Raw genomic sequence first — 22,228 nt, 5'->3', positions numbered from 1 at the left:
GTACTGGAAAGACTGTTTCCTACTAGGAGCTTCCGTGGCCGCCCGCCCCGCTACCCCCAGCCTGCTGCGCACCATCAACGACCGCAGCGCGTTCGACCTGCTGCTCACCGAGGGGCCGATGACGCGCGTGGAGCTCGGCAAGCGCACCGGCCTGTCCAAGGTCACCGCCTCGCAGCTGCTGGCCAGGCTGCAGCGCCGGGGGCTGGTCGAGGTGGTCGGCTCCCGCTCGGCGGGGCGTGGCCCGAGCGCCGAGGTCTACGCGGTGCGGCCGGGGTGTTCGTTCAGCGTCGGGGTCGACCTGAACCCCGACCATGCGGACGTCGCCATCGCCGACGTCACCGGCACCACGGTCGCCCGGCTGCGCCGCCCGGTGAACGGCGCGACCGACCCGAAAGGGCTGATCCACGACACGGTCGCGGAGGTGACCGCCGAGGCCGGGCTGGAGCTGTCGGCGGTCGACCAGGTGGTCATCGGCATGCCCGGCGTGGTCGATCCGGCGACCGGCGACATCCAGCTGTCGTTCGACCTGCCAGGGTGGCACCGCGGGCTGCGCGAGGTGCTGGCCGCCGACCTGGGCTGCGAGCTGACGTTCGAGAACGACGTGAACCTGGCCGCGGTGGCCGAACGTGCTGAGGGGGCCGGGCGCGACGTCGACGACCTGGTCCTGCTGTGGGTCGGGCGCGGTGTCGGTCTGGCCGTCGTGCTCGGTGGCCGGCTCCACCGCGGCGCCACCGGTGCGGCGGGGGAGATCGGCTACCTGCCCATGCCGGGTGTCACGTCGCGCGCACGGGTCGACCGGCCTGCGGAGGGCGCGTTCCAGGGGCTGGTCGGTGCCGGCGCGGTCATGAGGCTGGCCGCCGACCACGGCATCGAGGCACCGGACGCGGCCACGGCGGTCCGGGTGGCCTTGGCGGGCGGGCACGAGGCCTTCCTGCGCGTGCTGGCCGATCGGCTCGCATTGGGGGTGGCTGCGGTGTGTGCCGTCGTCGATCCTGCTCTGGTCATTCTGTCCGGCGAGATCGGCGCCACCGGTGGCGACCAGCTGTGTCGGCTGCTCGCCGGCGGCGTGCGGCACATCGCGCCGGTGCATCCGCGGGTGGTGTCGACCGAGGTCGAGGAGCCGGTGCTGCGCGGCGCGGTCCTGGCGGCGGTGGACCGGGCCCGGCGAGGGTTGTTCAGCTCTGTTACCCAACCGTGACCAGCAAAACTGGAAACGAACTTTACAGTGGTATCCACCCACTGGAAGGAAACCTTTCATTTCCTCGACCTGGAGGTCCGCCGTGGCCAGAACACGTGTCCTCACCGCTCTCTTCGCCGCCGCGAGCCTGGCCATGACCGCCTGCGGCGACGGGGGCGGCGGGAACGAAGCCGACGAGGTGCCGCAGCAGTCCGGTCCCGCCACGATCCGGTTGTGGCTGAACGGGCCGGACACCCCCGAGCCGATGCGGCAGTGGCTGAAAGCCGAGTTCGAGAAGCGGAACCCCGGCTCCAAGCTGGTGATCGAAGAGCAGCAGTGGGAAGGCTTGGTGGACAAGCTGACCACGTCGCTGGGGAGCGCCAAGGAAACACCCGACGTGGTGGAGGTCGGCAACACCCAGGCGGCCACGTTCACCACCGTCGGCGCGTTCGAAGACATCACCGACCTGGTGCCCAAGCTGGGCGGGGACGACCTGCTGCCGAGCTTCGTGGAAGCGGGCAGCGCCGACGGCAAGGTGTACGCGGTCCCGCTGTACGCCGGCTCGGCCTACGTGTTCTACCGCAAGGACCTGTTCGCCAAGTCCGGGCTCGACGTGCCGAAGACGATGGAGGAGTTCGTCGCCGCGGCCAAGAAGCTGAAGCAGGACAACGCGAACGTCTCCGGGTTCTCCGGCTTCTGGCTGCCCGGGCAGGACTGGCGGGACGGCGCCGCCTTCCTGTGGGACGCCGGCGGCGACTTCGCGGTGCAGGAGAACGGCAAGTGGGTCGGCGCGCTCAGCAAGCCGGAGTCGCAGCGGGGCCTGCAGCTGGTGAGCGAGATCTTCCAGGAGGCGTCCGGCGCACCGCGCGACGGCAACGAGGCCCAGCCGGAGGTGCCGTTCTGCGCGGGCAAGGTCGCCATGGCGCTGCGGCCCGGCTGGTTCAGGGGCTCGCTGGCGGACAAGGAGATCGGCTGCCCGGAGATGCTGAAGAAGATCGGTGTGTTCCCGCTGCCCGGTTCCGACGGTGAACCCGCCCCGGTGCTGCTCGGCGGTTCCAACATCGCGATCTCGGCCAAGTCGTCGCACAAGGAACTGGCCCGCAAGCTGGTCGAGCTGATCCTGTCCGACGAGTTCCAGACCCAGTACGCCGAGAACGGCCTGACCCCGGCGAAGCTGTCGCTGGCGGACAAGCTGGGCGACGACGAGTTCGCCAAGGCGACCGCGGAGGCGGTGAGCAACGCCAAGCTCACCCCGGCGGCGCAGGGCTGGGCCTCGGTGGAGGGCGCCCGCATCCTCGAGGATTTGTTCGTCGGCATCGCCCAGGGCGGCGACGTGGCCGCGCTGGCCAAGAAGGCCGACGAAGAGATCACCAAGCAGCTCGCCTCGTCCGAGTGACGGTCATGTCCGCACCTGCTGCGACGGTGCCCGACGAGCGGGCCACCCTGCCGCCGGAGCAGGGTGGCGCCGCTCCCCGCGGGCGGCAGGGACGCGATCCGCGGCGGCGCGGCCTGCTGCCGTACGCGTTCCTGCTCCCCACGCTGGTGGTCCTGCTGGCCGCGCTCGGCTTCCCCCTGGCACGCCAGATCGTCATGTCGTTCCAGGAGTACGGTCTGGCGCAGCAGTTCGGCCGGGAGCCGGAGTGGGTCGGGCTGGACAACTACGAGCAGCTGCTCACCGACGGCTACCTGTGGACGGTGCTGGCCCGCTCGGTGCTGTTCTGCCTGGCGGTCTCCGCGGTGTGCATGGTGGTCGGCATCGCACTGGCGATGCTGATGACCCGCATCGGGCGGCTGCCGCGGCTGATCCTCCAGGTGGCGCTGCTGCTGGCCTGGGCCATGCCGCACCTGGCGTCGCTGACGGTGTGGCAGTGGCTGTTCGACGCGCAGTTCGGGGTGATCAACTGGCTGCTGACCACCCTCGGCCTGGACGGCTTCGCCGGCCACTCGTGGCTGCTGAACCAGCTGTCGTTCTTCGTGGTCGCGGGGATCGTGGTGGTCTGGATGAGCGTGCCGTTCGTGGCCTTCACCGTCTACGCCGGGCTCACTCAGGTGCCCGCGGACGTGCTGGAGGCCGCCGAACTGGACGGGGCGGGCGGCTGGCAGCGGTTCCGCATGGTGACCGTGCCGATCATCCGGCCGGTGCTGCTGATCGTCGGCCTGCTGCAGATCATCTGGAATCTCAAGGTGTTCACCCAGATCTTCGTGCTGCAGGACGCCGGGGGCATCACCAGGGAGACCAACCTGATCGGCACCTACATCTACCGGCTGGGCATCGGCGAAGGACGGTTCGGGCTGGCCGCCGCGGCGTCCTGGTTCATCCTGCTGGTCACCGTCGGGCTGAGCTTGTACTACGTGCGGGTGCTGCTGAAGGAAGAGGCCGCGTCATGATCCGCTCGTCCCGCCGCTGGGTGCTGTCCACGGCCGCCGTGCTGCTGGCGGCGCTGTGGGCGTTCCCGGTCTACTGGATGATCAACAGCTCGTTCCTGCCGCAGAACAGGATCCGCGCCGAGGAGCCGACCTTCGTGCCGGTGGACGGCACGGTGGCCGCCTACGAGCGGGTGTTCGACAGCGGGTTCTTCAGCGCGCTGAAGATGAGCGCCGTCGTCACGCTGATCACCGTGGGAGTCGCGCTGGTGCTGGCGTTCCTGGCGGCGCTGGCGTTGTCCCGGTTCCGGTTCCGCGGCAGACGTAGCTTCCTGGTCGCCGTGCTGGTGATCCAGATGATCCCGGCCGAAGGACTGTTCATCTCCCAGTTCAAGCAGCTGGACGCGTGGGACATGCTGAACACCGTCGGCGGGTTGTCGCTGCTCTACGTCGCCACGCTGCTGCCGTTCACCATCTGGCTGCTGCGCGGCTTCGTCGCGGGCGTTCCGCTGGAGCTGGAGGAAGCGGCCATGGTGGACGGCTGCTCCCGTACCCAGGCGTTCCTGCGGGTGACGTTGCCGCTGCTGGCGCCCGGGCTGGCGGCCGCGGCGGTGTACGGGGTGCTGCAGGCGTGGAACGAGTTCTCGCTCGCGCTGGTCGTGATGACCCGGCCGGAGAACATGACGCTGCCGTTGTGGCTGCGCACGTTCACCGAGGCCAACCGGACCAGCGACTGGGCGGGCATCATGGCCGGCTCGGCGCTGATCGCCGTTCCGGTGATCGTCTTCTTCCTCATCGTGCAAAGGCGGATGACCGCAGGCCTGGTGTCGGGGGCGGTGAAGGGCTGACATGCGATCGGATCTGCGTGAACTTGCGCTGGCGACACTTTTCCCCGGGTTCATTGGGACCTTCGAGCCGCCGGAGTGGGTGCTCCGGCTGGCCGGCGAAGGGCTGGGTGGCGTGGTGCTGTTCGGCCGCAACGTCGATCCGCGGCGGGGTGATGCCGGGGTCGCCGAGCTGACCGGGCAGCTGCACGCGGCGCGCTCGGACCTGCTGGTGGCCATCGACGAAGAGGGGGGTGACGTCACACGGCTGGACGCCGCGGAGGGCTCGTCGTTGCCCGGCAATGCGGCGCTCGGTGCCATCGACGACGTGACGCTGACCCAGCGGGTGGCCGCCGAACTCGGTGAACGCCTGCGGACGTGCGGCATCGACGTGAACTTCGCTCCCGTGGCGGACGTGGACGCCGACGAACGCAACCCGGTGATCGGGGTGCGCGCGTTCGGATCCGATCCGGAGCTGGTGTCGCGGCACGTGAGCGCGTGGGTTCTCGGGCAGCAGGCGCAAGGCGTCGCCGCGGCAGCCAAGCATTTCCCCGGGCACGGCGGCACGGAGGAGGACAGCCACCTGACCACGCCGGTGCTGCGCGACTCGCTGGAGGACGTGCGGCGGCAGGCGTTGCCGCCGTTCCGGGCCGCGGTCAAGGCCGACGTCAAGCTGGTGATGACCGCGCACATCCTGATGCCAGCCGTGGACCCGGGCGCTCCGGCGACGTTGTCCCGTGAGATCGTCACCGGTCTGCTGCGGGAGGAGCTGGGCTTCGACGGCGTGGTGGTCACCGACGGCCTCGACATGCACGCCATCAGCCGCACGGTCGGCCATGCCGAGGCGGCGGTGCTGGCGCTGCAGGCCGGGGTGGACGCGCTGTGCATCGGGGGAGACACCGTGGAGCCCGGCCGGGTCGAGGAGATGGCCGCGGCGATCGTCGGTGCCGTCGAGTCGGGGCGGCTGTCCGGTGACCGGCTGGCCGAAGCGGCCGAGCGGGTGCGCTCCCTGGCGCAGTGGTGCCGCAATGCGGACCGGGCGGACGAGTCGTTGCCCGCGGCCAGCATCGCCGCCAAGCAGGCCGTTCGTGCGCACGGCGACGTGGCGCTCACCGACCCGCCGTTGGTGCTCGAGCTGTGGGAAGGACCGTCGGTGGCCGCCGGCAACGTCCCGTGGGGGGTCGGGGCGTTGCTGGCGGCCAGGTTGCCCGGCACCGAGGTGGTGCGGTTGACCGCCGAGGACTGCGACGTGACGCAGGTGCTTGCGGCCTACCCGGACCGCCGGGTGGTGATCTGCGTGCGCGAAGCCCGGCGGCTGCCCTGGCAGGTTCGCGTGGTGCAGGCGGCGCGAGCCGTGCGGCCGGACCTGGTGGTGGTCGACCACGGCATCGGCTCACCGCCGGAGGTGCTGGGTGACAACTACGTGCTGGCCTTCGGCGCCTCGCGGATCACCGCGGAGGCGGCGAGCCGGCTGATGGCCGGCTGACCTCACGCCTGCCATCGGCCACGCGGCGCACGTCAGGCGAGCGCGGCGTCCAGGGTGATGGTGGTGCCGCTCAGCGCCTGGCTCACCGGGCAATTGGCTTTGGCGTTCTCCGCGGCGGCCAGGAAATCCTCCTCGCTCATGCCCGGAACCGTGCCGCGGACCGTCAGCTTGATGCCGGTGATGCCTTCGCCGGGCTGGAAGGTGACGTCAGCGGTGGTGTCCAGTGCCTGCGCGGGCGTGCCCGCCTGAGCCAGGACGTTGGACAGGAACATGGAGAAGCAGGCCGAGTGCGCGGCGGCGATCAGCTCCTCGGGGCTGGTCAGGCCGCCCGGTTCCTCGGCACGGGCTGCCCAGGTCACGTCGAACGGGCTCAGATCCGAGGAGCGGGGCGTGGTGCGGCCGGAGCCCTCGAACAACGTGCCTTCCCAGTGCGTGCTGGCCGTGCGAACGGTGGCCATTGCGGACTCCTCTCGGTGTGCGGCTGTCCCGCTTCCCACCGTACGGCCGGGCGCCCGGATCGGCTCGGCGAAAGAATTCCACTCTTCGGACGCGCTGTGTAACGGAATGTTTCCGCGTTGTGAAGACTGCTGGCGCAATCATGCCAGTGGCGTGGAGGAGCTTCGTGGTGCCCGTGACCGGTGCCACGATGCAGGTCACATCCGGACGGTCATCGTGCGTTGAGGAGTGCTGACATGACGCAGGCCAAGCGTTCGCACACCACCGAGCACGGCTGGTCGGCCCAGGCGCGGCAGGCCGAGCAGCTCCGGCGGGAAGCGGAAGCGGGCAGAGCGGTCCTCACGGTCGCCAGTCACAGCACCGACGCCAACGAGTGCCGGGAACTCCTCGAGATGCTCGGCCTGGAGCCGAGCCTGGCGCGTTCCCGCTGACGGAGTCGCACTCGCAGGTCACCACCAGAGCGCCGGATCGACGGCGCGGAGTCGCCCCCACGCCGGATCGGGCCTGACAAGGCTGACGGGTCACGCCGTCATTCGCCGGAGCGCCCGCCGATCAAGGCGGACAGCCGGCGTGCGGCGGCACGCACCGGCTCGGCGAGCTCCGGCCATTGCCGCCCGCACGGCCGGTCGCCGTCGCAGACGTGGCGAAAGGTCATGCTGATCGCGGCGATCGGGTGGGCCGAGTGGTCCAACACCGGGTAGGCCACCGACGCGAACCCGGGCGTGACGAATCCGTCTTCCACCGACCAGCCCAGTCGCCGCTCGTGATCGAGCAGCCTGCGCAGGTCGGCCAGGTGGCGCGGCCCGCGCGAGGTGCGCATGACGAAATCGCGGCTGCTCGGGAACAGCGCGCGCACCTGCGCGCGGGGGAGGCGGGCGAGCATGCAGCGGCCGGACGCGGTCAGCTGTGCCGGGAGCCGCACGCCGACGTCGGTGACCAGGCCTTCCGGCCTGGCCGGGCGTTCCTTGATCAGATACAGCGACTCGTTGCCGTGCAGCACGCCCAGGTGCGCGGTGTGCCCCTGCGCGTCCACCAGCTCGCGCAGGATGGGCCCGGCGAGCCGCTCCAGCGGTTCGTGACGCAGGTAGGCCGAGCCGAGTTCGAAGGCGGCGATCCCCAGGCCGTAGCGGCGCTGCTCCGGGAGGTGCACGACGAATCCGGCGGCGGCCAGCTCCGACAGCAGGTGGTAGGTGGTCGACCGCGGCAGCCCGAGCTGGCGGGCGATCGTGGCCGCCGACTGCGGTCCCGCGTGGGTGGCGAGCAGGCGCAAGATCGCCAGGCCTCGGCGCAGGGCCGGCACGTCGCTGCTGCTTCCCATTGATTCCCGTCGCTTCGCGTCTTTCGCCGCCGTGTCGAGCGCCATCGTATGACCTGGTCAGGAACCGGGCCGTGGGTTGCGGTGCGGGTGCCACGTCCGGCTTCGGCGTCGCCGGATCTCTTGACGGTGTGACTGCAACCACTTACCTTCCGGATACCAAATACGAAACTCAGCACACGAGGTGTCCGGATGTCCTTAGACGCTGTGAAGCCTGCGCTCGACGCTGCGCAGCCGGGGTCTGCCGCCGGCGGGCGGACGGGCCTGCGCAAGACACTGGGACTGCTCGACGTGATCGCCCAGAGCATCTCGGTCATCGCGCCCGCCATGTCCGGCGCGTTCCTGACCTACCTGGCGTCGACCAAGGCAGGTGGCGCCACGCCGTTGGCCTACCTGCTCGGCACGTTGGCCATGCTGTGTGTGGGGATGGTGGTGGCGCAGTTCGCCACCCGGGTCTCGTCGGCCGGGTCGCTCTACACCTACATCACGCAGGGTCTGAGCAGGGGAGCGGGCTTCGTCGCCGGCTGGTGCTACGCCGCTGCGTTCTTGATCCTGGGCGGAGCGGTGATGGCCGGTTTCGGGTTCTTCACGTCCTCGCTGGTGGCCTCCGTGCTGGGGCTTGCCGAGCCGGTCAGCTGGTTCTGGTTCTTCGCGTTCGGCCTGGTGGTGTGCGCGCTGTTGTCGATGTTCGACGTCAATCTGTCCACCCGCAGCCAGCTGCTGTTCGCCGTGCTGACCATCGGCGGGATGCTGGTCGTTTCGTTCGTCGTGATCAGCATCGGGTCGCCGGAGACCAGTGTCCTGGACGGCGTGACCAAGATCGACAACCCGGGGACGTCGTGGGATGCGGGGGCGTTCTCGCCGAGCGCTGCCGGTGTGTCGTGGACCGGCATCTTCTTCGGATTGTCGTTCGCGATGCTCAGCTACACCGGTGCCGAGGCGTGCGCGGTGCTCGCCGAGGAGACCCGGGATCCACGCCGCAACATTCCGCGTGCCGTCATCGGATCCATTCTGCTGGGCGGCGCGATCTACCTGGTGATCACCTACGCGACCTCGATCGGCTTCGGGGTGCGGCAAGCCACGCAGGACTGGCCGGCCAGCGTTGCCGGGCTGGCCGCGGTCGCCCCGTCCACCGCATTGGGCAACGTGGTGCTTGCGGCCGCCGCAGCTGCCAGCTTCTTCTGTGCGCTCGGTGTGCACACCGCGGTGTCCCGCGTCCTGTTCGCGATGGGGCGGGAGCGGGTGCTGCCCGGGTGGTTCGGCCAGCTGCACCCGCGCTTCCGGACGCCGTGGCACTCGATCCTGTTCACGCTCGTGGTCTGGTTCGGCATGGTGATGGGATCGGTCTGGTCGACCAGCAGGCAGACCCAGGTGGGGGTGTCCGGTGTCGACGACCCGACGACGGGCGGTGTCTACGCCTTCTCGTGGCTTGCCACCCTCGGCACGCCTTTGGTCATGTTCGTGTATCTGCTGGTCGGCGTCGCCGGAATCGTCTACGGCGTGCGGACCCGGCAGAAGGGATTCGTCATCTTCGGCGTGCCGGCGACCGCCGCGGGCGGCATCGCCGTCTTCGGTGGCCTCTACTACTCCTTCGTCGAGGCCGAGCCGGGTGTGCCGATCCCGTTCGTGATGCAGATCGTGCCGTGGGCGTGCCTGGCGCTGGTGATCGCGGCGGTGGCTGTCGGTGCCTGGCTGAAGCGCGCACGGCCACGAACGTGGCAGAACATGGGCGCGATCTTCGACGAGGAATAGTTTCACCGGCTCGTCCAGGGGTCCGTCCGCCACGCGACCCCTGGACGAGGTCTTGCTTCAGTTCTTCTCGCGCGGACGCACGATGGCGTCGACCTCGATCTCCACCATCATCCCCGGCATGGTGAGGCCGGTCTGGACCGCGGTCGCCACCGGCTGGATGCCGGCGAACACCTCGCCGTGGGCCCGGACGTACTCGCCGGCCTGGCTCAGATCGGAAAGGTAGGCGCGGGTCCGCACCACGTCGGCCATGGTGGCGCCGGCTTCGTCCAGCAGCCGGGCGATCCGGTCGAACACGAATCGCGTCTGGGCGTAGGTGTCTCCCGGTGCGTGCAGGCGTCCGGACGGCTCGACGGCCGTGGTACCAGCGACGAACACGTGATCACCGACGCGGCGCAGCCGGGCGTAGTTGCCTGCCGCTTCGAAACGGCCTCCGCCGGAAAGGGTGAGGTCGATCATGCCGGGAACCTCCTCTGTGCCATGCCCACGGTCTTTCGCATACGATGTACAAAAGGACGATCTCTCCGTTGGGGTCCGAGGAAGCGTGATCGTGATGTCCGCTGCGATGAAGCCGATCGGCAGGCCGAACGAAACCCTGGCCGACATCGCCTACCAGCGCATTTCCGAAGCGCTGCTGTCGGGCGAGATCGAGCCGGGGGAGCGTTTGGTGATGGACACGCTTGCCGAGCAGCTGGACATCTCGCGAACGCCGGTACGCGACGCCCTGTTGCGGCTGCAGCGCGAGGGCCTGGTGTCTCCGGCCGGCCGGCGCGGATTCGTGGTGAGCAAGGTCTCCGAGCAGGACGTCGTGCACCTCTATCAGGCGCGTGAGGCCGTGGAAGGGTACGCGGCACGCAGGGTCGCGGAGATCGGCGGGGAAGCCATCGACAAGGTCGAGAAGACGGTGCGCTCCATGGAAGGGATCGACATGACCGATCCGCGCGCGGTCTACACCGCGAACATGGAGATCCACCGCACGATCGTCGAGGTCACCGGCAACCCGACGCTGCTTGAGCTGTTCGACCAGATCTGGCTGCGCGCCCGCGGGCAGGTGGCGTTCGCCGACTACCTGGCCCACGACAAGCGCCGCACGTCGGTCACCGAGTCGCACCTGCCGCTGGTCGAGGCGCTGCGCGCCGGGTCCGACGCGGCGTTCGCCGGCATGCGCAAGCACATCGCCGAAGGGCTGCAGGTCCACCGCGCCTGAGGCGGCGGGCACCGGCTCGATCCTCATGCCGTGACCCCCGGCTTGCCTTGTGACATTGCACCAAATACGGTATACGAAATTGAGAATCCTGTCAGCCCGGGAGGTTGTTCACATGTGCGGTATCTCCGGCAGAGTGCGCTACGACGCCGGGGCCGTCGGCGCCGACATCGTCGAGCTGGCCGCGTGCATGCGCCATCGCGGTCCCGATTCCACCGGTTTCGCGGTGTACGGGGTTCCCCGCGAACGCGGTTACGTGGTCCGCGGCTTCCTGGACGACCGCGCCGACCTGGATGCCACGCTGCAGGCATTCACCGACACCACCCGGGAGTTCGGCAGTGACCTGCTCGCCGATCCGACGTGGGACGAGAGCGGTCAGCGGCACGTTCTTTGGCGGGCCGAGGTGGACGAGATCGCCGACCTGGCGCGCTGGGTGGAACAGGTGGAGGCCCGCCCGGGTGTCGAGCTGCTGTCGGTCGGCCGGGCGCTCGAGGTGATCAAGGACGTCGGCGACGCGCGCGCGGTGGACGACAAGCACCGGGTCTCCGAGCTGCGCGGCACGCACGCGCTGTCCAACATGCGCCTGGCCACCGAGTCGCTGGTGTCCCCGATCGCCAGCCATCCGTTCTGGGCGCGGCCGTTCCCGGACGTCTGCATCGTGCACAACGGCCAGCTCACGAACTACTACCGGTGGAGGCGCCGCCTGGAGCGCGAGGGCTATCGGTTCGTCAGCGAGAACGACTCCGAGCTGATCGCGGTGTGGAACTCGGTGCAGATGAAGAACGGCGCCAGCCTCCGGGAATCGCTGGTGCGCAGCCAGTCGGCGCTCGACGGGGTGTTCACCTATCTGCTCGGAACGCCGGACGGCATCGGCATGGCCAAGGACAGGTGGGCGATCAAACCGCTGGCCGTCGTCGCCGCCGACGACGGGATCGCCATCGCGACCGAGGAGCAGGCGTTGCGCAGCTTGTACGTCGACGAGGTGGACGTGCGCAACTTCGACGAACCCCTGATGACGCATGTGTGGGGTCTGCGCCCCGACGAAGACGAGGGAGGGCTAGCGGCATGACCGCCGAGACCGTCGAGCACGCCGGAGTGCTCGAGATCGTGGCCGGCGACCGGCCGATCCGGGAAGTCAACCAGGAGATCCGCGCGGCCGTCGCCGCCGGGCGGGACGTGGTCGTCGAGCGGCCGATGTCGCGGCACAACCTCGCGGTCGCGCTCAGCGGTGCCGGTTCGGTGACCTTCCGCGGCAGCGTCGGCTATTACTGCGGCGGCCTGAGCAACGGCGGCCGGATCGTCGTCGAGGGCAACTCCGGCTGGGGCACCGGCGAGGGGCTGGCCGACGGGCACATCACCGTGCACGGCAACGCGGGCATGAGCCTCGGCGCGGCCATGCGCGGCGGCACCATCCACGTCAAGGGCAACGCCGGTCCCCGGTGCGGTGTCGCGCAGAAGGCCGGAAACATCGTGGTCGAGGGCAACGTCGGGTACTCGACCGGGTTCATGGGCCACGGCGGCCGGGTCATCTGCCTGGGCGATGCGATCGGGTCGGTCGGCGACTCGCTGTGGGAAGGCAGCGTCTGGGTTGCCGGTGAGATCCGGACCCTCGGCGTCGACGCCAAGGTGATCACCCCGAGCGCCGAAGAAGTCGCCGAGGTGGAGTCGCTGCTGTCCGGGCTGGGCGTGGACGCCGCCGGGTGCGACTGGAAGCAGGTCGTGTCCGGTCAGAAGCTCTGGTACTTCGAGGCAAGGGATGCGAAGAAATGGCTGATGATCTGAGCGTGCGCAACGGGCAGCAGGCCGCGGAGGAGCTGATCGCCTTCGGTGACGGAGCGGACGCTGCGCGCCCGGCGGGGATCACCTCGTCGTATGCGGAAGGGCGTTCCTCGCGGTGGCAGCGGGAGGTCATCGCCGACATCCACGCGAAAGCGCAGCTGGGACGGTATCAGCTGCGCGGCTTCTCCACGTTCCAGCGCAACCTGCCGACGTTCGACGACCTGGTGTTCCAGCCGGCCACCATGACGCGATTGCCGCTGGAGGGCTACCGGGAGCAGTGCGACACCACCACGGTGCTCGGCGACGGCCTCGGCAAGGCGGAGAAGCCGATCACCCTGGACATCCCGATCTACATCGCGGCGATGAGTTTCGGCGCGCTGTCCGCCACGGCCAAGGCGGCACTGGGGCGTGGTGCCAGGAAGGCGGGCACCATGACCTGCACCGGCGAGGGCGGGATGCTGGAGGAAGAGCGCGAGGAGAACCGGACGCTGGTCTACCAGCTGACCCCGGCCCGCTACATGGTCGATCTGGAGCACGTGCGCCGAGCCGACGCCATCGAGCTGGTGGTCGGCCAGGGCGCCAAGCCGGGCACCGGCGGTTTGCTGCTCGGCATGAAAGTCTCCGAGCGGGTGGCCCGCATGCGGTCGCTGCCGCAGGGCGTGGATCAGCGCTCGACCTGCAGGCACCCCGATTTCCTGGGCGCCGACGACATGGCGATCAAGATCGAGGAACTGCGCGAGGCGACGGACTACCGGGTGCCGATCTTCGTGAAGATGGGCGCCACCCGGCCGTACTACGACACCGCGGTCGCGGCCAAGACCGGCGTGGACGTCATCGTCCTGGACGGCATGGAAGGCGGTACCGGTGCGTCGCCCGAACTGCTGCTGGACCACACCGGAGTGCCGACGCTGGCAGCCATCCCCGCGGCCAGGAGGGCGCTGGACGACACCGGGATGAGCGGCAAGGTGAAGCTCGTCGCGGCGGGTGGCATCCGGTCCGGTGCGGACGTCGCGAAGGCGCTCGCGCTGGGTGCCGACTGCGTGATGATCGGCACCGCGGCGCTCATGGCGCTGGGGTGCAACTCCCCGCGCTACATCGAGGACTACCGCAAGTTGGGCACCGAGCCGGGCGCGTGTCACCACTGCCACACCGGACTCTGCCCGGTCGGCGTGGCCACCCAGGATCCGGTGCTGTCCGAGCGGGTCGACGTGGAGGCGGCGTCCGAGCGCATCTACCGGTTCCTCACCGCATTGACCATGGAGGCCACGCTGCTGGCCAAGGCGTGCGGCAAATCCAGCGTGCACAACCTGGAGCCGGAGGACCTGCGCGCCCTCACGCTGGAGGCGAGCGCCTTCACCGGTATCCCGCTGATCGGGGCCGACAAGCCGTTCAGCTGGTAGTGGCAGACCCACGGGGTGGGGCGGCGCGCCGAGGCGTTGCCCTGCCCCGTGACCCATGCGCTGACGCAGTGGAACGGGAGCGGCAAGCCCTTTCCTTATCTATATAGGGGCAGGATCTATGTAGGGGCAGGCCCTTTCCTTACCTATATAGGGAAGGGCCGGGCATCTGTGCGGGGAAGGGCTGGGCGCTCTTGTCGGTAATGGGTGCGCCTCGCTCCCCTTCGCCCGGTGGACGGGAGTGGGCCGGTTGCTGAGCCGGTCCCTGCCTCGGTTCGTTTTTGCGCGGACTGCTGGCGGGAAGCAGGCAACGTCGGACCGGTGAGCCGACTGGCGCAGCCCCGTGGTCGGCGAGCGGCCTCGTGCTCTCTTCCGGTGGCCGACCGGAAGCAGAGAAAGCCGGTCCTGGGTACGGTGAACCGGCCTGCCGGGTCCGTGGGCAGGGGACAGGGTCGAAGCGCTGGTCTCCCGCGGACGCCTGGCCGGATGTGGGAGGTTCGATGGGGCCTGCCGGGTCTGTGACCGGGCCGGTTCGAGGGTGTGCTCTGCGCTCTTGCGGGTCGCTGACCGGGAGCGGGCGAGTTGGTGGGGCCGGGGGTGCCGGGCTGTCGTGTTGGTTGCGGGGCTGGGTGGGTGCCTTGCCCTGGCTTCTTGTGGGTGGTTGACCGGGAGCGGCAGGCCTGCCGAGCGGCCCTCAGGTCCGTGAACGGAGGGACCCGGAGCCGGTGCGAGCCGGCGCCCGTTCTCCCCAGCGCTACTGCGGGCGGCTGGCCAAGTCCACGGAGCTGCGGTCGCGGATGCGGAACCGCTCGTCCGTCTCGTGCCGCTCGAGCGCCAGCCCGGCCACGAAGCGGCCGATGGCCATGCCGTGCTTGAGCAGGTGCCCGGAGTCCCCGGCCACCAGCACCATCCCACGGTGCTCCGGGTGGCGGTCGATCATGAAATGGGTGTCCGCGGTGTTGGCGATCTGGCTGACCGCCATCTGGCTGATCGGCTGATCGGCCAGCCCGGGGAACCTGGCGGCCAGATAGCGACGGGTCCGTGCGATGGACGTCTCGTCGACGATCCGGTCCTCCCGGTCCAGGTCGATGTGCAGCTGCCGCCAGACCAGGACCGCTTTGAATCCGAAGCCACCGGCGGCGGGGATGCCGTACGCGCCGTTGCCATGATCGATCCAGCACGGGAACTCGGTGTGGTCGTAGCCGGTCTCGCCGGGCGGGGTGGCGATCATGATGACGTTCTGCCGGACGACGTCCAGGTGGCGGCGCAGCGTGCGCGGGAACAACCCGCTCATCCAGGCGCCGCACGCCATGACCACCACGTCGGCGGCGATCGGCTTGCCGTCGAGCAGCGGGCGCTCGGCTTCGTCGGTCACCACCCGAGCGCGGCGCAGCTTGCCGCCCTCACGGAGGAACTGGCGGACGGCGGCCTGCACCGCGCGCTGCGCGTAGACGAATCCGGCCTCGGGCTCCCACAGTCCGTAGGCGATGTCGTCGGCCTTCATGACCGGAAGCCGCACCGGCAGCTCGTGAGCCGGGGCGACGAAGTGCGGGATGCCCAGCCGCTCGAGCGTCTTCTTGCTCGCGTCCTCCCACGCGGTGTTGCCCTCCTTGGCCAGCATCACCGCTCCGCACTGCACGAACAGCTCCTCGCTGGTCTGCTCGCCGAGTTCCAGCCAGCCGAGCCTGCCTTCCCTGCTCAGCTGCGCGTAGAACTCGTCGGTGCCGTGACTCGACCGCAGGATGCGGTGCTCGCCGCCGGACGCCGCGCCGGGATGGCCCGGTTCCCAGGCGTCCACCAGCGTCACATCGAGGCCTTCGCGGCGCAGGCTCAGTGCTGTGGTGGTGCCGGCGACCCCGGCGCCCACCACCACGGCTGTGGTTCGACGTGCCATGTTCGGTCGCTCCCTCGGATCCGGCATCGGGCTGGACGATGACCCTTGCCTCGGTTTCGAATACCGTATACGTTAATGCCGATCCTGTCAGCAGGCGACCCTCCAGAGGTGCAGGGCATGCAACTTCCAGAAGGAACAGACACCGTCGAGCTGGCCGTCCCCGACGCCTTCGGCATCCTGCGCGGAAAGCGCGTTCCCGCCTCCGCCTGGCCTCACGTCGCCGAGAACGGCATCCACATGGCGAGCGTCATCTACACCTGGACGCCCCGCTGCGAGATCCGCGACGACGACGAATGGCTGGACCCGAGCAAGGGCTGGCCGGACATGCAGGCGGTGCCGACGGGCGACCTTCGTCCGGTGCCGTGGCGGCCGGGAGCCGTCATGGTGTTGTGCGAAACCAAGGACGAGGACGGCCAGCAGCTGCCTGTCTCACCTCGCGACGTGCTGGCCAAGGTCCTCGGCAAGGCCGCCGCGATGGGCTTCGAAGTCCGGATCGGTTTCGAACTGGAGTTCTACCTGCTCGATCCGGTGACCAAGCGGCCGAAGCACCACGACATCCAGTGCTACGGGCTGGCCAGGGGCGCCGAATACGAGGACGTGCTGGGTCCGATGCGCAAGCACCTCGTCGACTTCGGCATCCCGGTGGAAGCGTGCAACACCGAGTACGCGCCCGGGCAGATCGAGGTCAACATCCGCTACGACGAGGCGATGCGCACCGCGGACAACGCGGTGCTGTTCCGCAACGCGGTCAAGGAGATCGCGCAGCAGCGCGGCTACCTCGCCACGTTCATGCCCAAGATCGACTACGACCAGTCCGGCAGCGGCGTTCACCTGCACCATTCGCTGTGGCGGGACGGCAAGAACGTCTTCTCCGACGGCGGCAAGCTCTCCGACGTCGGACGGTGGTACCTCGGCGGCCTGCAGCACCACATGGCCGAGCTCACGCTGTTCGGCACGCCGACCCCCAACGGCTACAAGCGCCGCGTGCCGTACTCGTTCTGCCCGCAGAACGCGACATGGGGCCACGACAACCGGACCGTGGCCCTCCGGGTGATCGAGGGCGGCGACAACGCGGTGCGGATCGAACAGCGCGACGGCTCCGCCGATGCCAACCCGTACCTGATCATGGCAGCGCAGATCGCCGCAGGCCTGCACGGCATCGAGCACCGCATGGAGCCGGGCCCGGCCACCGACACCGACGCCTACGCCGTCACCGACGCCCCGCTGCTGCCCCGCAACGTACCGGAGGCCGTCGAGGCGCTGCGCAAGTCGGACCTGGCCAGGAAGGTCTTCGGCGACCTGCTGGTCGCGGTCACCGCCGGGATCGCGATGCACGAGCACGAGTACTGCACGCTCCGGGTCTCCGACATCGAGCGCGACCGGTACCTGGAGGTGTTCTGATGGAGCTCGCTCGTGTCGTCGGCCAGTGCACCGCCACGGTCAAGGAGCCGTCGCTGGCCGGGCAGAAGTTCGCGCTCGTCCGCCGGGCCGACGAGCACGGCGAGCTGATCGGGCCGGTCGAGGTCGCGCTGGACGTGACCGGTTCCGGCCCCGGCGAGCTGGTGCTGATGGTTCGCGGTTCGGCCGCGCGCCAGCCGTCGCAGACCAGGCAACTGGCCGCGGACCTGTCCATCGTGGCCATCGTCGACGAGCTCGCCGTCGGCTACCCGCCGCGCGCGAACACCGGCTCGGCCCCCCGCCGCTCCCGTGCGCGCGCTGCCGGACGAGCCTCGTGAACCGCCTTCAGACCCCCTTCGCAAGCACATCCAACACCGACCGGAAGAGGTAATGACAATGGCTGAAGTTCCCCAGGTGGCGATCGGCATGATCGAGACCCGCGGCGTGGTGCCCGCGATCGAAGCGGCGGACGCCATGGTGAAGGCGGCGAACGTCCAGCTGGTCGCCAAGGAGGCGGTCGGCGGCGGGCTGGTCGCGGTCATCGTGCGCGGCGACGTCGGCGCGGTGAAGGCGGCCACCGACGCCGGGGCCGTGGCGGCCAACAAGGTCGGCGAGGTGCTGTCGGTGCACGTGATCGCCCGGCCGCACGAGGGCATCGCGTCGATCCTGCCTGCCGCGTAAGCACCCGTCCGCTCAGTGAGGTTCCCCCATGTCCGACGCTCAGTTCCGGGCGATGCTCGACGCGCTCGGGCGCGACGCGGCGCCACCGGAGACCACGCCGCCGAAGCCGTCCCGGGTGGCCGTGCTCGGGGCCGGCCCGGTCGGCCAGCTGCTGGCCTGCCAGGCGCTGGCCGAAGGAGCCGAGGTGAGCCTGCACTCGGTCTACGGCGACGAGCTGTCCGCGCTGGCGGCCGCGGGCGGGATCACCGTGCGTGGCGCCGGATTGATCGGCAGTTACGCGGTCGGTGACGGACCCGCGACGACACCGCGGATCCGGCTGGCCGCCAGCGCGGATGCCGCGATCCGCGACGCCGACGTGATCTTCGTGGCCACGCCGGCGGCGGCGCATGCCACCTACGCCGGGCTGCTGGCCTCCAGCCTGCAGGACGGCCAGCTCGTCGTGCTCGTGCCAGGGCGTTTCCTGGGAGCGGTCGATTTCGCCCGTGCCCTGCACATGCACTTGTGCTCGGCCGAGGTGACCGTCGCCGACCTCGACGTGGCGCCGTACCTGGCCACCCAGGACGGTGCCCAGATCCACGTGCACGCGCTCGCCCGGCAGGTCGCGCTGGCCACCTTGCCGGTCGAGGCGGCAGAGCCGACCACGGCGAGGTTGCGTGAGCTGCTGCCGATGCTGCGTGCGGTCGACAGCCCGTTGGTCACCGCGTTCAGCTCGGTGACCGGGGTCGTCACCGTCGCCCCGCTGCTCACCAACACGGCGGCGTTGGAAGGCGACCGGCGCCAGAAAGTGCTGTTGCGCGACCTGATCGTGCCGGGGCTGTCCGAGACGGTGATCGCCGATCTCGACCGCGAACGTCGTGCGGTGGCGTTCCATTTCGGCGTGCACGACCTGCCACCGGCCGCGACCTGGCTGCGCACCGCCTACGGCGACAGCCCTCAGGTCCGCGACGACCCGGACGAGGACGTCTGCCGCGCCATCCGTGACCTGGAGGTCTTCGACGACTTCGCGGCGGTGACCGGCTCCGGCCCGCGGGTGATCGACGACGTGCCGTTCACGCTGGTGCCGCTGGCCGACGCGGGCCGCCTCGCCGGCGTTCCGACCCCGGTGACCGACACGATGATCGCCTTGGCCTCGAGCTTGGCGGGCGCCGACTTCGCCCGGCAAGGCCGCACGCTCGGCGGCCTGGGCCTGGCCGGTCAGCGCCCCGAAGAACTCCGGCGCCGCCTGGCGACCGCCTCCGGACGGCGACCGCATGCGACGACCTGGCGGAAGGTGTGACGGTGTACGAGGACTTGGAGAGCATCGCGGAGGCACGCCGGTGTGCCGAGCGGGCGTACGAGGCATGGCTGAAGTTCCGCTCCTTCACGCCCGATCAGGTGGACGCGATCGTCCGGGCGATGGCCCGGGCGGCCGAGCGCGAAGCAGGCAGGCTCGCCGAGATGGCGCACGCCGAAACCGGCTACGGCAAGGTGGCGGACAAGCGGCTGAAGAACCTCTACAACTCGCGCGTGGTCAGCAAGTGGCTGGACAACGTCACCACGCTGGGGGTGTTGTGGCGGGACGAGGCCACCAAGGTGGTGGCCGTCGGTGAGCCGATGGGCGTGGTCGCCGGGTTGATCCCGGTGACCCACCCGACCGCCTTGGTCATCTTCAAGGTGCTGTCCGCGGTGAAGGCGGGCAACGCGATCGTCTGCGCGCCCCATCCGCGTGGCGCCCGGTCGTCGCTGGAAACCGCCACCGTGATGGCTGATGCGGCGGTTCAGGCCGGTGCGCCGCAGCACTTGGTGCAGTGCATGTCCAAGGCCGGCATCGACGGCACGACCGAGCTCATGAAGCACTACCGGACGTCGGTGGTGCTGGCCACCGGCGGCGCCGGGATGGTCCGCGCGGCGTACTCGTCGGGGAAACCCACGATCGCGGTCGGCCCGGGCAACGTGCCGTGCTACGTCGACCGCTCCAAGGCCGACGAGCTGGCCGAGGTCGCCGACGCGATCCTGACCTCGAAGGACTTCGACCACGGCACCGGTTGCGTGTGCGAGCAGGCGATCATCGCCGACCGCCGGATCGCGGGCAGGCTGCGGGAGGAGATGCGCCGTCACGGTGCCTACTTCTGCACCAGCCGGGAGGCCGAGGCGCTGGCCGGTGTGCTGTTCACCAAGGACCTGGGCATCGTCCCGGAGAACGTCGGTCAGTCCGCGGCCACGCTCGCCGAACGGGCCGGCTTCTCCGTGCCGCCGCGCACCCGGGTGCTGGTCGCCGACCAGGACAAGGTGGGGCGCAGCCATCCGTTGTCCGCCGAGAAGCTCAGCCCAGTGCTGGCCTTCTACGAGGTCGACGACGCCGACGCCGGTTACCGGCTGGCCAACGAGGTGCTTCGCTTCGGCGGCGAGGGCCACTCCGCGGCGCTGCACGCGGCCGACTCCGAGGTGGTGGCGAAGTTCTCCTCGCTGCCCGCCGGGCGGGTGTTCGTGAACGTCCCGTGCATGCACGCGGGCATCGGGTTCTCCGCCGACGTCGAACCCAGCTTCATGCTCGGCACCGGCACGTTGTCCGGCTCGATCACCTCCGACAACGTCACCGCGATGCATCTGATCAACATCAAGCGGATCGCCTATGAGTCCCGGCCGTGGCGCTCGCTTGCCGAGATGTTCGAGAGGACGCCCTGATGGCTCAGACCAATTTCCAGTTGCGCGCCCTGGTCCAGATCGACCGGCTGCAGCCACAGTTCGCCGCCTACAACGGCGCCACGGTGCAGGGCTCGATCCCACTGGCCGGGGACACCGTCCTGGTCGGCGAGCTGGGACCGGGCAACGAGGTGTTCCGGATCGTCGACGTCGCGCTCAAGGCCGCCCAGGTGGAGGCGAGCACGCAGATCGTGGAGCGCGAGTACGGGTTCTTCATCCTGCGCTCGCCGCACAACTCGGAGATCATCACCGCCCGCGAGGCGATCCTGGCGCACACCGGGCTGAAGGTGTCCGACCGGAAGGCTCCCGTGGTGGAGAGCAGCCAGATCATCACGTCCGTCGAGCCGTACCAGGCGCAGCTGCTGAACAAGTGGCGGAAAGGCACGATGCTGGTGCCCGGGGAGACGCTGGGCATCGTGGAGTGCTCGCCCGCCGCCTACATCGCCGCCGCGGCCAACGAGGCCGAGAAGTACGCCTCGATCAACCTGGTCGAGGTGCGCGCCGTCGGCAAGTTCGGGCGGCTGTTCCTGTCCGGGTCGGAGGAGGAAGTGCGCACCGCGGTCGGTGCCGCGGTGAACTGTCTCGAGGGCATGGAGGGCAGCTGATGCCCATCGTCTCCGAGCACGACGTGCGTGCCGCGCTCAAGCGCGGGGAGCGGAAACTCCAGGTGCCGGCCGACGCGATCGTGACACCGCAGGCGCTGGAGATCGCCGACCGGTTCGGGCTGCCGGTGCGCTACGGGGAACCACCGCACCCGGTGGCTCCCGGCATCGACCCGGCCAGGGCGGTCGCCCGCACGCTGGTGCGGCGATCCCCGCGGTGGGTGGCTCCGCCGCGGCGGCCCGGGCTGGCTCCGACCCGGTTCACCCGGATCGCTTTCGTCGGAGCGGGCATGGTCGGCACGACGGCGGCGCATCTGGCCGCGATGTCCGGGATGGCCGCCGAACTGACGCTGATCGACGTCGTGCCGGGCCTGGCCGCGTCGGTGGCGCTGGACATCGAGCACGCCTCGGGCATCACCGGCTCGCGGACCAGGGCGAAAGGCGGCACGTCGCTGAAGCTGGTGGCGGGCGCCGAGGCGGTGGTGGTCACGGCAGGCCGGCCGCGGTCGCCCGGCATGACGAGGGCAGGCCTGCTGGAGATCAACGGACGTGTGGTGCGTGACGTCGGCGAAGCGATCGCCGCGCACGCGCCGAACGCCGTGGTGATCGTGGTGACCAACCCGGTCGACGAGATGACCTACCAGTTGTGGCGGGCCAGTGGTCTGCCGGACGAGCAGGTGCTCGGGATGGCGGGCACGCTGGACTCCAGCCGGTTCCGCAACGCGCTCGCGGAAGCCGCCAAGGTTTCCCCGGCCGATGTGTCCGCGGTCGCGCTGGGCAGCCACGGCGCCGAGATGGTTCCGGTGGTCTCCACGGCCACGATCAAGGGACGGCCGGTCCGCGAGGTGCTGCCGGAGGACAAGATCCAGGCCTGCGTCCGGGACGCCATCGACGGCGGTGCGCAGGTCGTCGCCCTGCGCAAGACCGGGTCGGCGTTCATCGCTCCGGCGCATGCGGTGATCGAAGTGCTCGAGGCGATGCGCGGCGCCATCGCCGATCCCGTTCCGGTCTCGGCGATGGTGCACGGCGAGTACGGCCTGGAGGGTGTGTTCCTGGGTGTCCGGGCCCGGCTCGGCCGGACCGGCGTGGTCGAGATCATCGAGGACCGGCTGGACGAGGCGGAGCTCGCCGCGCTCGGCAAGGCGGCCGCCTCGATCAAGCAGCGGCTGGGGATAGCGACCGAATCCTGACCGTACGCCTGGAGCCCGGCCGCACCCCGG

The 22,228-nt window shown here is 70.0% G+C and carries 22 protein-coding genes; 18 read left to right on the top strand and 4 right to left on the bottom strand.

The window, feature by feature from the left end:
* Positions 1-34: 34 nt before the first annotated feature.
* The 5 genes from YWY_RS0105585 (at position 35) to YWY_RS0105565 (ending at position 5,851) form a co-directional block, all read left to right on the top strand.
* On the top strand, positions 35-1,198 hold the full coding sequence (locus YWY_RS0105585) for an ROK family transcriptional regulator (RefSeq protein ID WP_038044551.1): 1,164 nt from the start codon (positions 35-37) through the stop codon (positions 1,196-1,198).
* An 82-nt stretch (positions 1,199-1,280) separates the two neighbouring features.
* Entirely contained in the window at positions 1,281-2,573 is a 1,293-nt protein-coding gene (locus YWY_RS0105580) for an extracellular solute-binding protein (protein WP_038044550.1), read from the top strand.
* A gap of 5 nt (positions 2,574-2,578) precedes the next feature.
* Positions 2,579-3,565: a carbohydrate ABC transporter permease gene (locus YWY_RS20455; RefSeq protein WP_038044630.1), complete on the top strand. Its 987-nt coding sequence runs from the start codon at positions 2,579-2,581 to the stop codon at positions 3,563-3,565.
* Complete coding sequence (locus tag YWY_RS0105570; protein ID WP_028846804.1) at positions 3,562-4,389, top strand: carbohydrate ABC transporter permease; 828 nt, start codon at positions 3,562-3,564, stop codon at positions 4,387-4,389. The genes YWY_RS20455 and YWY_RS0105570 overlap by 4 nt, the downstream gene beginning before the upstream one ends.
* A gap of 1 nt (position 4,390) precedes the next feature.
* Entirely contained in the window at positions 4,391-5,851 is a 1,461-nt protein-coding gene (locus tag YWY_RS0105565) for a glycoside hydrolase family 3 protein (RefSeq protein ID WP_028846803.1), read from the top strand.
* 32 nt (positions 5,852-5,883) lie between these two features.
* Here the strand turns inward: YWY_RS0105565 and YWY_RS0105560 are convergent, their stop codons facing one another.
* Positions 5,884-6,309, bottom strand: a complete 426-nt coding sequence (locus YWY_RS0105560; protein ID WP_028846802.1) for an OsmC family protein — start codon at positions 6,307-6,309, stop codon at positions 5,884-5,886.
* A gap of 234 nt (positions 6,310-6,543) precedes the next feature.
* Between YWY_RS0105560 and YWY_RS0105555 the strand changes: the two genes are divergently transcribed.
* Positions 6,544-6,738, top strand: a complete 195-nt coding sequence (locus YWY_RS0105555; protein WP_028846801.1) for a hypothetical protein — start codon at positions 6,544-6,546, stop codon at positions 6,736-6,738.
* 98 nt (positions 6,739-6,836) lie between these two features.
* On the opposite strand, the gene YWY_RS0105550 is transcribed toward YWY_RS0105555, so the two are convergent.
* On the bottom strand, positions 6,837-7,625 hold the full coding sequence (locus YWY_RS0105550; RefSeq protein ID WP_028846800.1) for an IclR family transcriptional regulator: 789 nt from the start codon (positions 7,623-7,625) through the stop codon (positions 6,837-6,839).
* Between the two features lie 189 nt (positions 7,626-7,814).
* On the opposite strand from YWY_RS0105550, the gene YWY_RS0105545 reads away from it, so the two are divergent.
* Positions 7,815-9,374: an APC family permease gene (locus YWY_RS0105545; RefSeq protein ID WP_084608998.1), complete on the top strand. Its 1,560-nt coding sequence runs from the start codon at positions 7,815-7,817 to the stop codon at positions 9,372-9,374.
* A 57-nt stretch (positions 9,375-9,431) separates the two neighbouring features.
* Here the strand turns inward: YWY_RS0105545 and YWY_RS0105540 are convergent, their stop codons facing one another.
* Entirely contained in the window at positions 9,432-9,830 is a 399-nt protein-coding gene (locus YWY_RS0105540; RefSeq protein ID WP_028846798.1) for a Rid family hydrolase, read from the bottom strand.
* A 94-nt stretch (positions 9,831-9,924) separates the two neighbouring features.
* Here YWY_RS0105540 and YWY_RS0105535 point away from each other — a divergent pair, with 94 nt between their 5' ends.
* The 4 genes from YWY_RS0105535 (at position 9,925) to YWY_RS0105520 (ending at position 13,754) form a co-directional block, all read left to right on the top strand.
* Positions 9,925-10,578 carry a GntR family transcriptional regulator gene (locus YWY_RS0105535; protein ID WP_169725216.1) on the top strand — a complete coding sequence of 218 codons (654 nt, stop codon included), beginning with the start codon at positions 9,925-9,927 and terminating at the stop codon, positions 10,576-10,578.
* A 112-nt stretch (positions 10,579-10,690) separates the two neighbouring features.
* Positions 10,691-11,644: a class II glutamine amidotransferase domain-containing protein gene (locus tag YWY_RS20450; RefSeq protein WP_084608995.1), complete on the top strand. Its 954-nt coding sequence runs from the start codon at positions 10,691-10,693 to the stop codon at positions 11,642-11,644.
* Positions 11,641-12,357, top strand: coding sequence for a GltB/FmdC/FwdC-like GXGXG domain-containing protein (locus YWY_RS0105525; RefSeq protein ID WP_051309798.1), 717 nt, complete (start codon positions 11,641-11,643; stop codon positions 12,355-12,357). Before YWY_RS20450 ends, YWY_RS0105525 begins: the two co-directional genes overlap by 4 nt.
* Entirely contained in the window at positions 12,342-13,754 is a 1,413-nt protein-coding gene (locus YWY_RS0105520; protein ID WP_084608993.1) for an FMN-binding glutamate synthase family protein, read from the top strand. Before YWY_RS0105525 ends, YWY_RS0105520 begins: the two co-directional genes overlap by 16 nt.
* 751 nt (positions 13,755-14,505) lie before the next feature.
* Here the strand turns inward: YWY_RS0105520 and YWY_RS0105515 are convergent.
* On the bottom strand, positions 14,506-15,645 hold the full coding sequence (locus YWY_RS0105515; protein ID WP_169725215.1) for an NAD(P)/FAD-dependent oxidoreductase: 1,140 nt from the start codon (positions 15,643-15,645) through the stop codon (positions 14,506-14,508).
* Between the two features lie 117 nt (positions 15,646-15,762).
* Here YWY_RS0105515 and YWY_RS20445 point away from each other — a divergent pair, with 117 nt between their 5' ends.
* From YWY_RS20445 to YWY_RS0105480, 7 genes are read left to right on the top strand one after another with little or no spacing between them, the layout of a single operon-like run.
* Positions 15,763-17,046, top strand: coding sequence for a glutamine synthetase family protein (locus YWY_RS20445; RefSeq protein ID WP_169725214.1), 1,284 nt, complete (start codon positions 15,763-15,765; stop codon positions 17,044-17,046).
* A complete protein-coding gene (locus YWY_RS20440) occupies positions 17,046-17,381 on the top strand; it encodes a EutN/CcmL family microcompartment protein (protein WP_051309796.1) in 336 nt (111 codons plus the stop codon). The genes YWY_RS20445 and YWY_RS20440 overlap by 1 nt, the downstream gene beginning before the upstream one ends.
* Before the next feature lie 58 nt (positions 17,382-17,439).
* The gene (locus YWY_RS0105500) at positions 17,440-17,724 is read left to right on the top strand and encodes a BMC domain-containing protein (RefSeq protein ID WP_028846793.1); all 285 of its coding nucleotides are present in this window, start codon (positions 17,440-17,442) and stop codon (positions 17,722-17,724) included.
* 28 nt (positions 17,725-17,752) lie between these two features.
* Complete coding sequence (locus YWY_RS0105495) at positions 17,753-19,000, top strand: NAD/NADP octopine/nopaline dehydrogenase family protein (RefSeq protein ID WP_028846792.1); 1,248 nt, start codon at positions 17,753-17,755, stop codon at positions 18,998-19,000.
* Between the two features lie 2 nt (positions 19,001-19,002).
* The gene (locus YWY_RS20435; protein WP_211227480.1) at positions 19,003-20,388 is read left to right on the top strand and encodes an aldehyde dehydrogenase family protein; all 1,386 of its coding nucleotides are present in this window, start codon (positions 19,003-19,005) and stop codon (positions 20,386-20,388) included.
* Positions 20,388-21,011 carry a BMC domain-containing protein gene (locus tag YWY_RS0105485; protein ID WP_028846791.1) on the top strand — a complete coding sequence of 208 codons (624 nt, stop codon included), beginning with the start codon at positions 20,388-20,390 and terminating at the stop codon, positions 21,009-21,011. The genes YWY_RS20435 and YWY_RS0105485 overlap by 1 nt, the downstream gene beginning before the upstream one ends.
* A complete protein-coding gene (locus YWY_RS0105480; RefSeq protein ID WP_051309794.1) occupies positions 21,011-22,198 on the top strand; it encodes a malate dehydrogenase in 1,188 nt (395 codons plus the stop codon). Before YWY_RS0105485 ends, YWY_RS0105480 begins: the two co-directional genes overlap by 1 nt.
* The last annotated feature ends 30 nt before the right edge of the window (positions 22,199-22,228 follow it).

This window comes from Thermocrispum agreste DSM 44070 (genome assembly GCF_000427905.1).
In the GTDB taxonomy this organism is placed as follows: domain Bacteria; phylum Actinomycetota; class Actinomycetes; order Mycobacteriales; family Pseudonocardiaceae; genus Thermocrispum; species Thermocrispum agreste.
The sequence above is the reverse complement of the archived record's forward strand: the minus strand, read 5'-3'. Positions and strand labels throughout refer to the sequence as shown.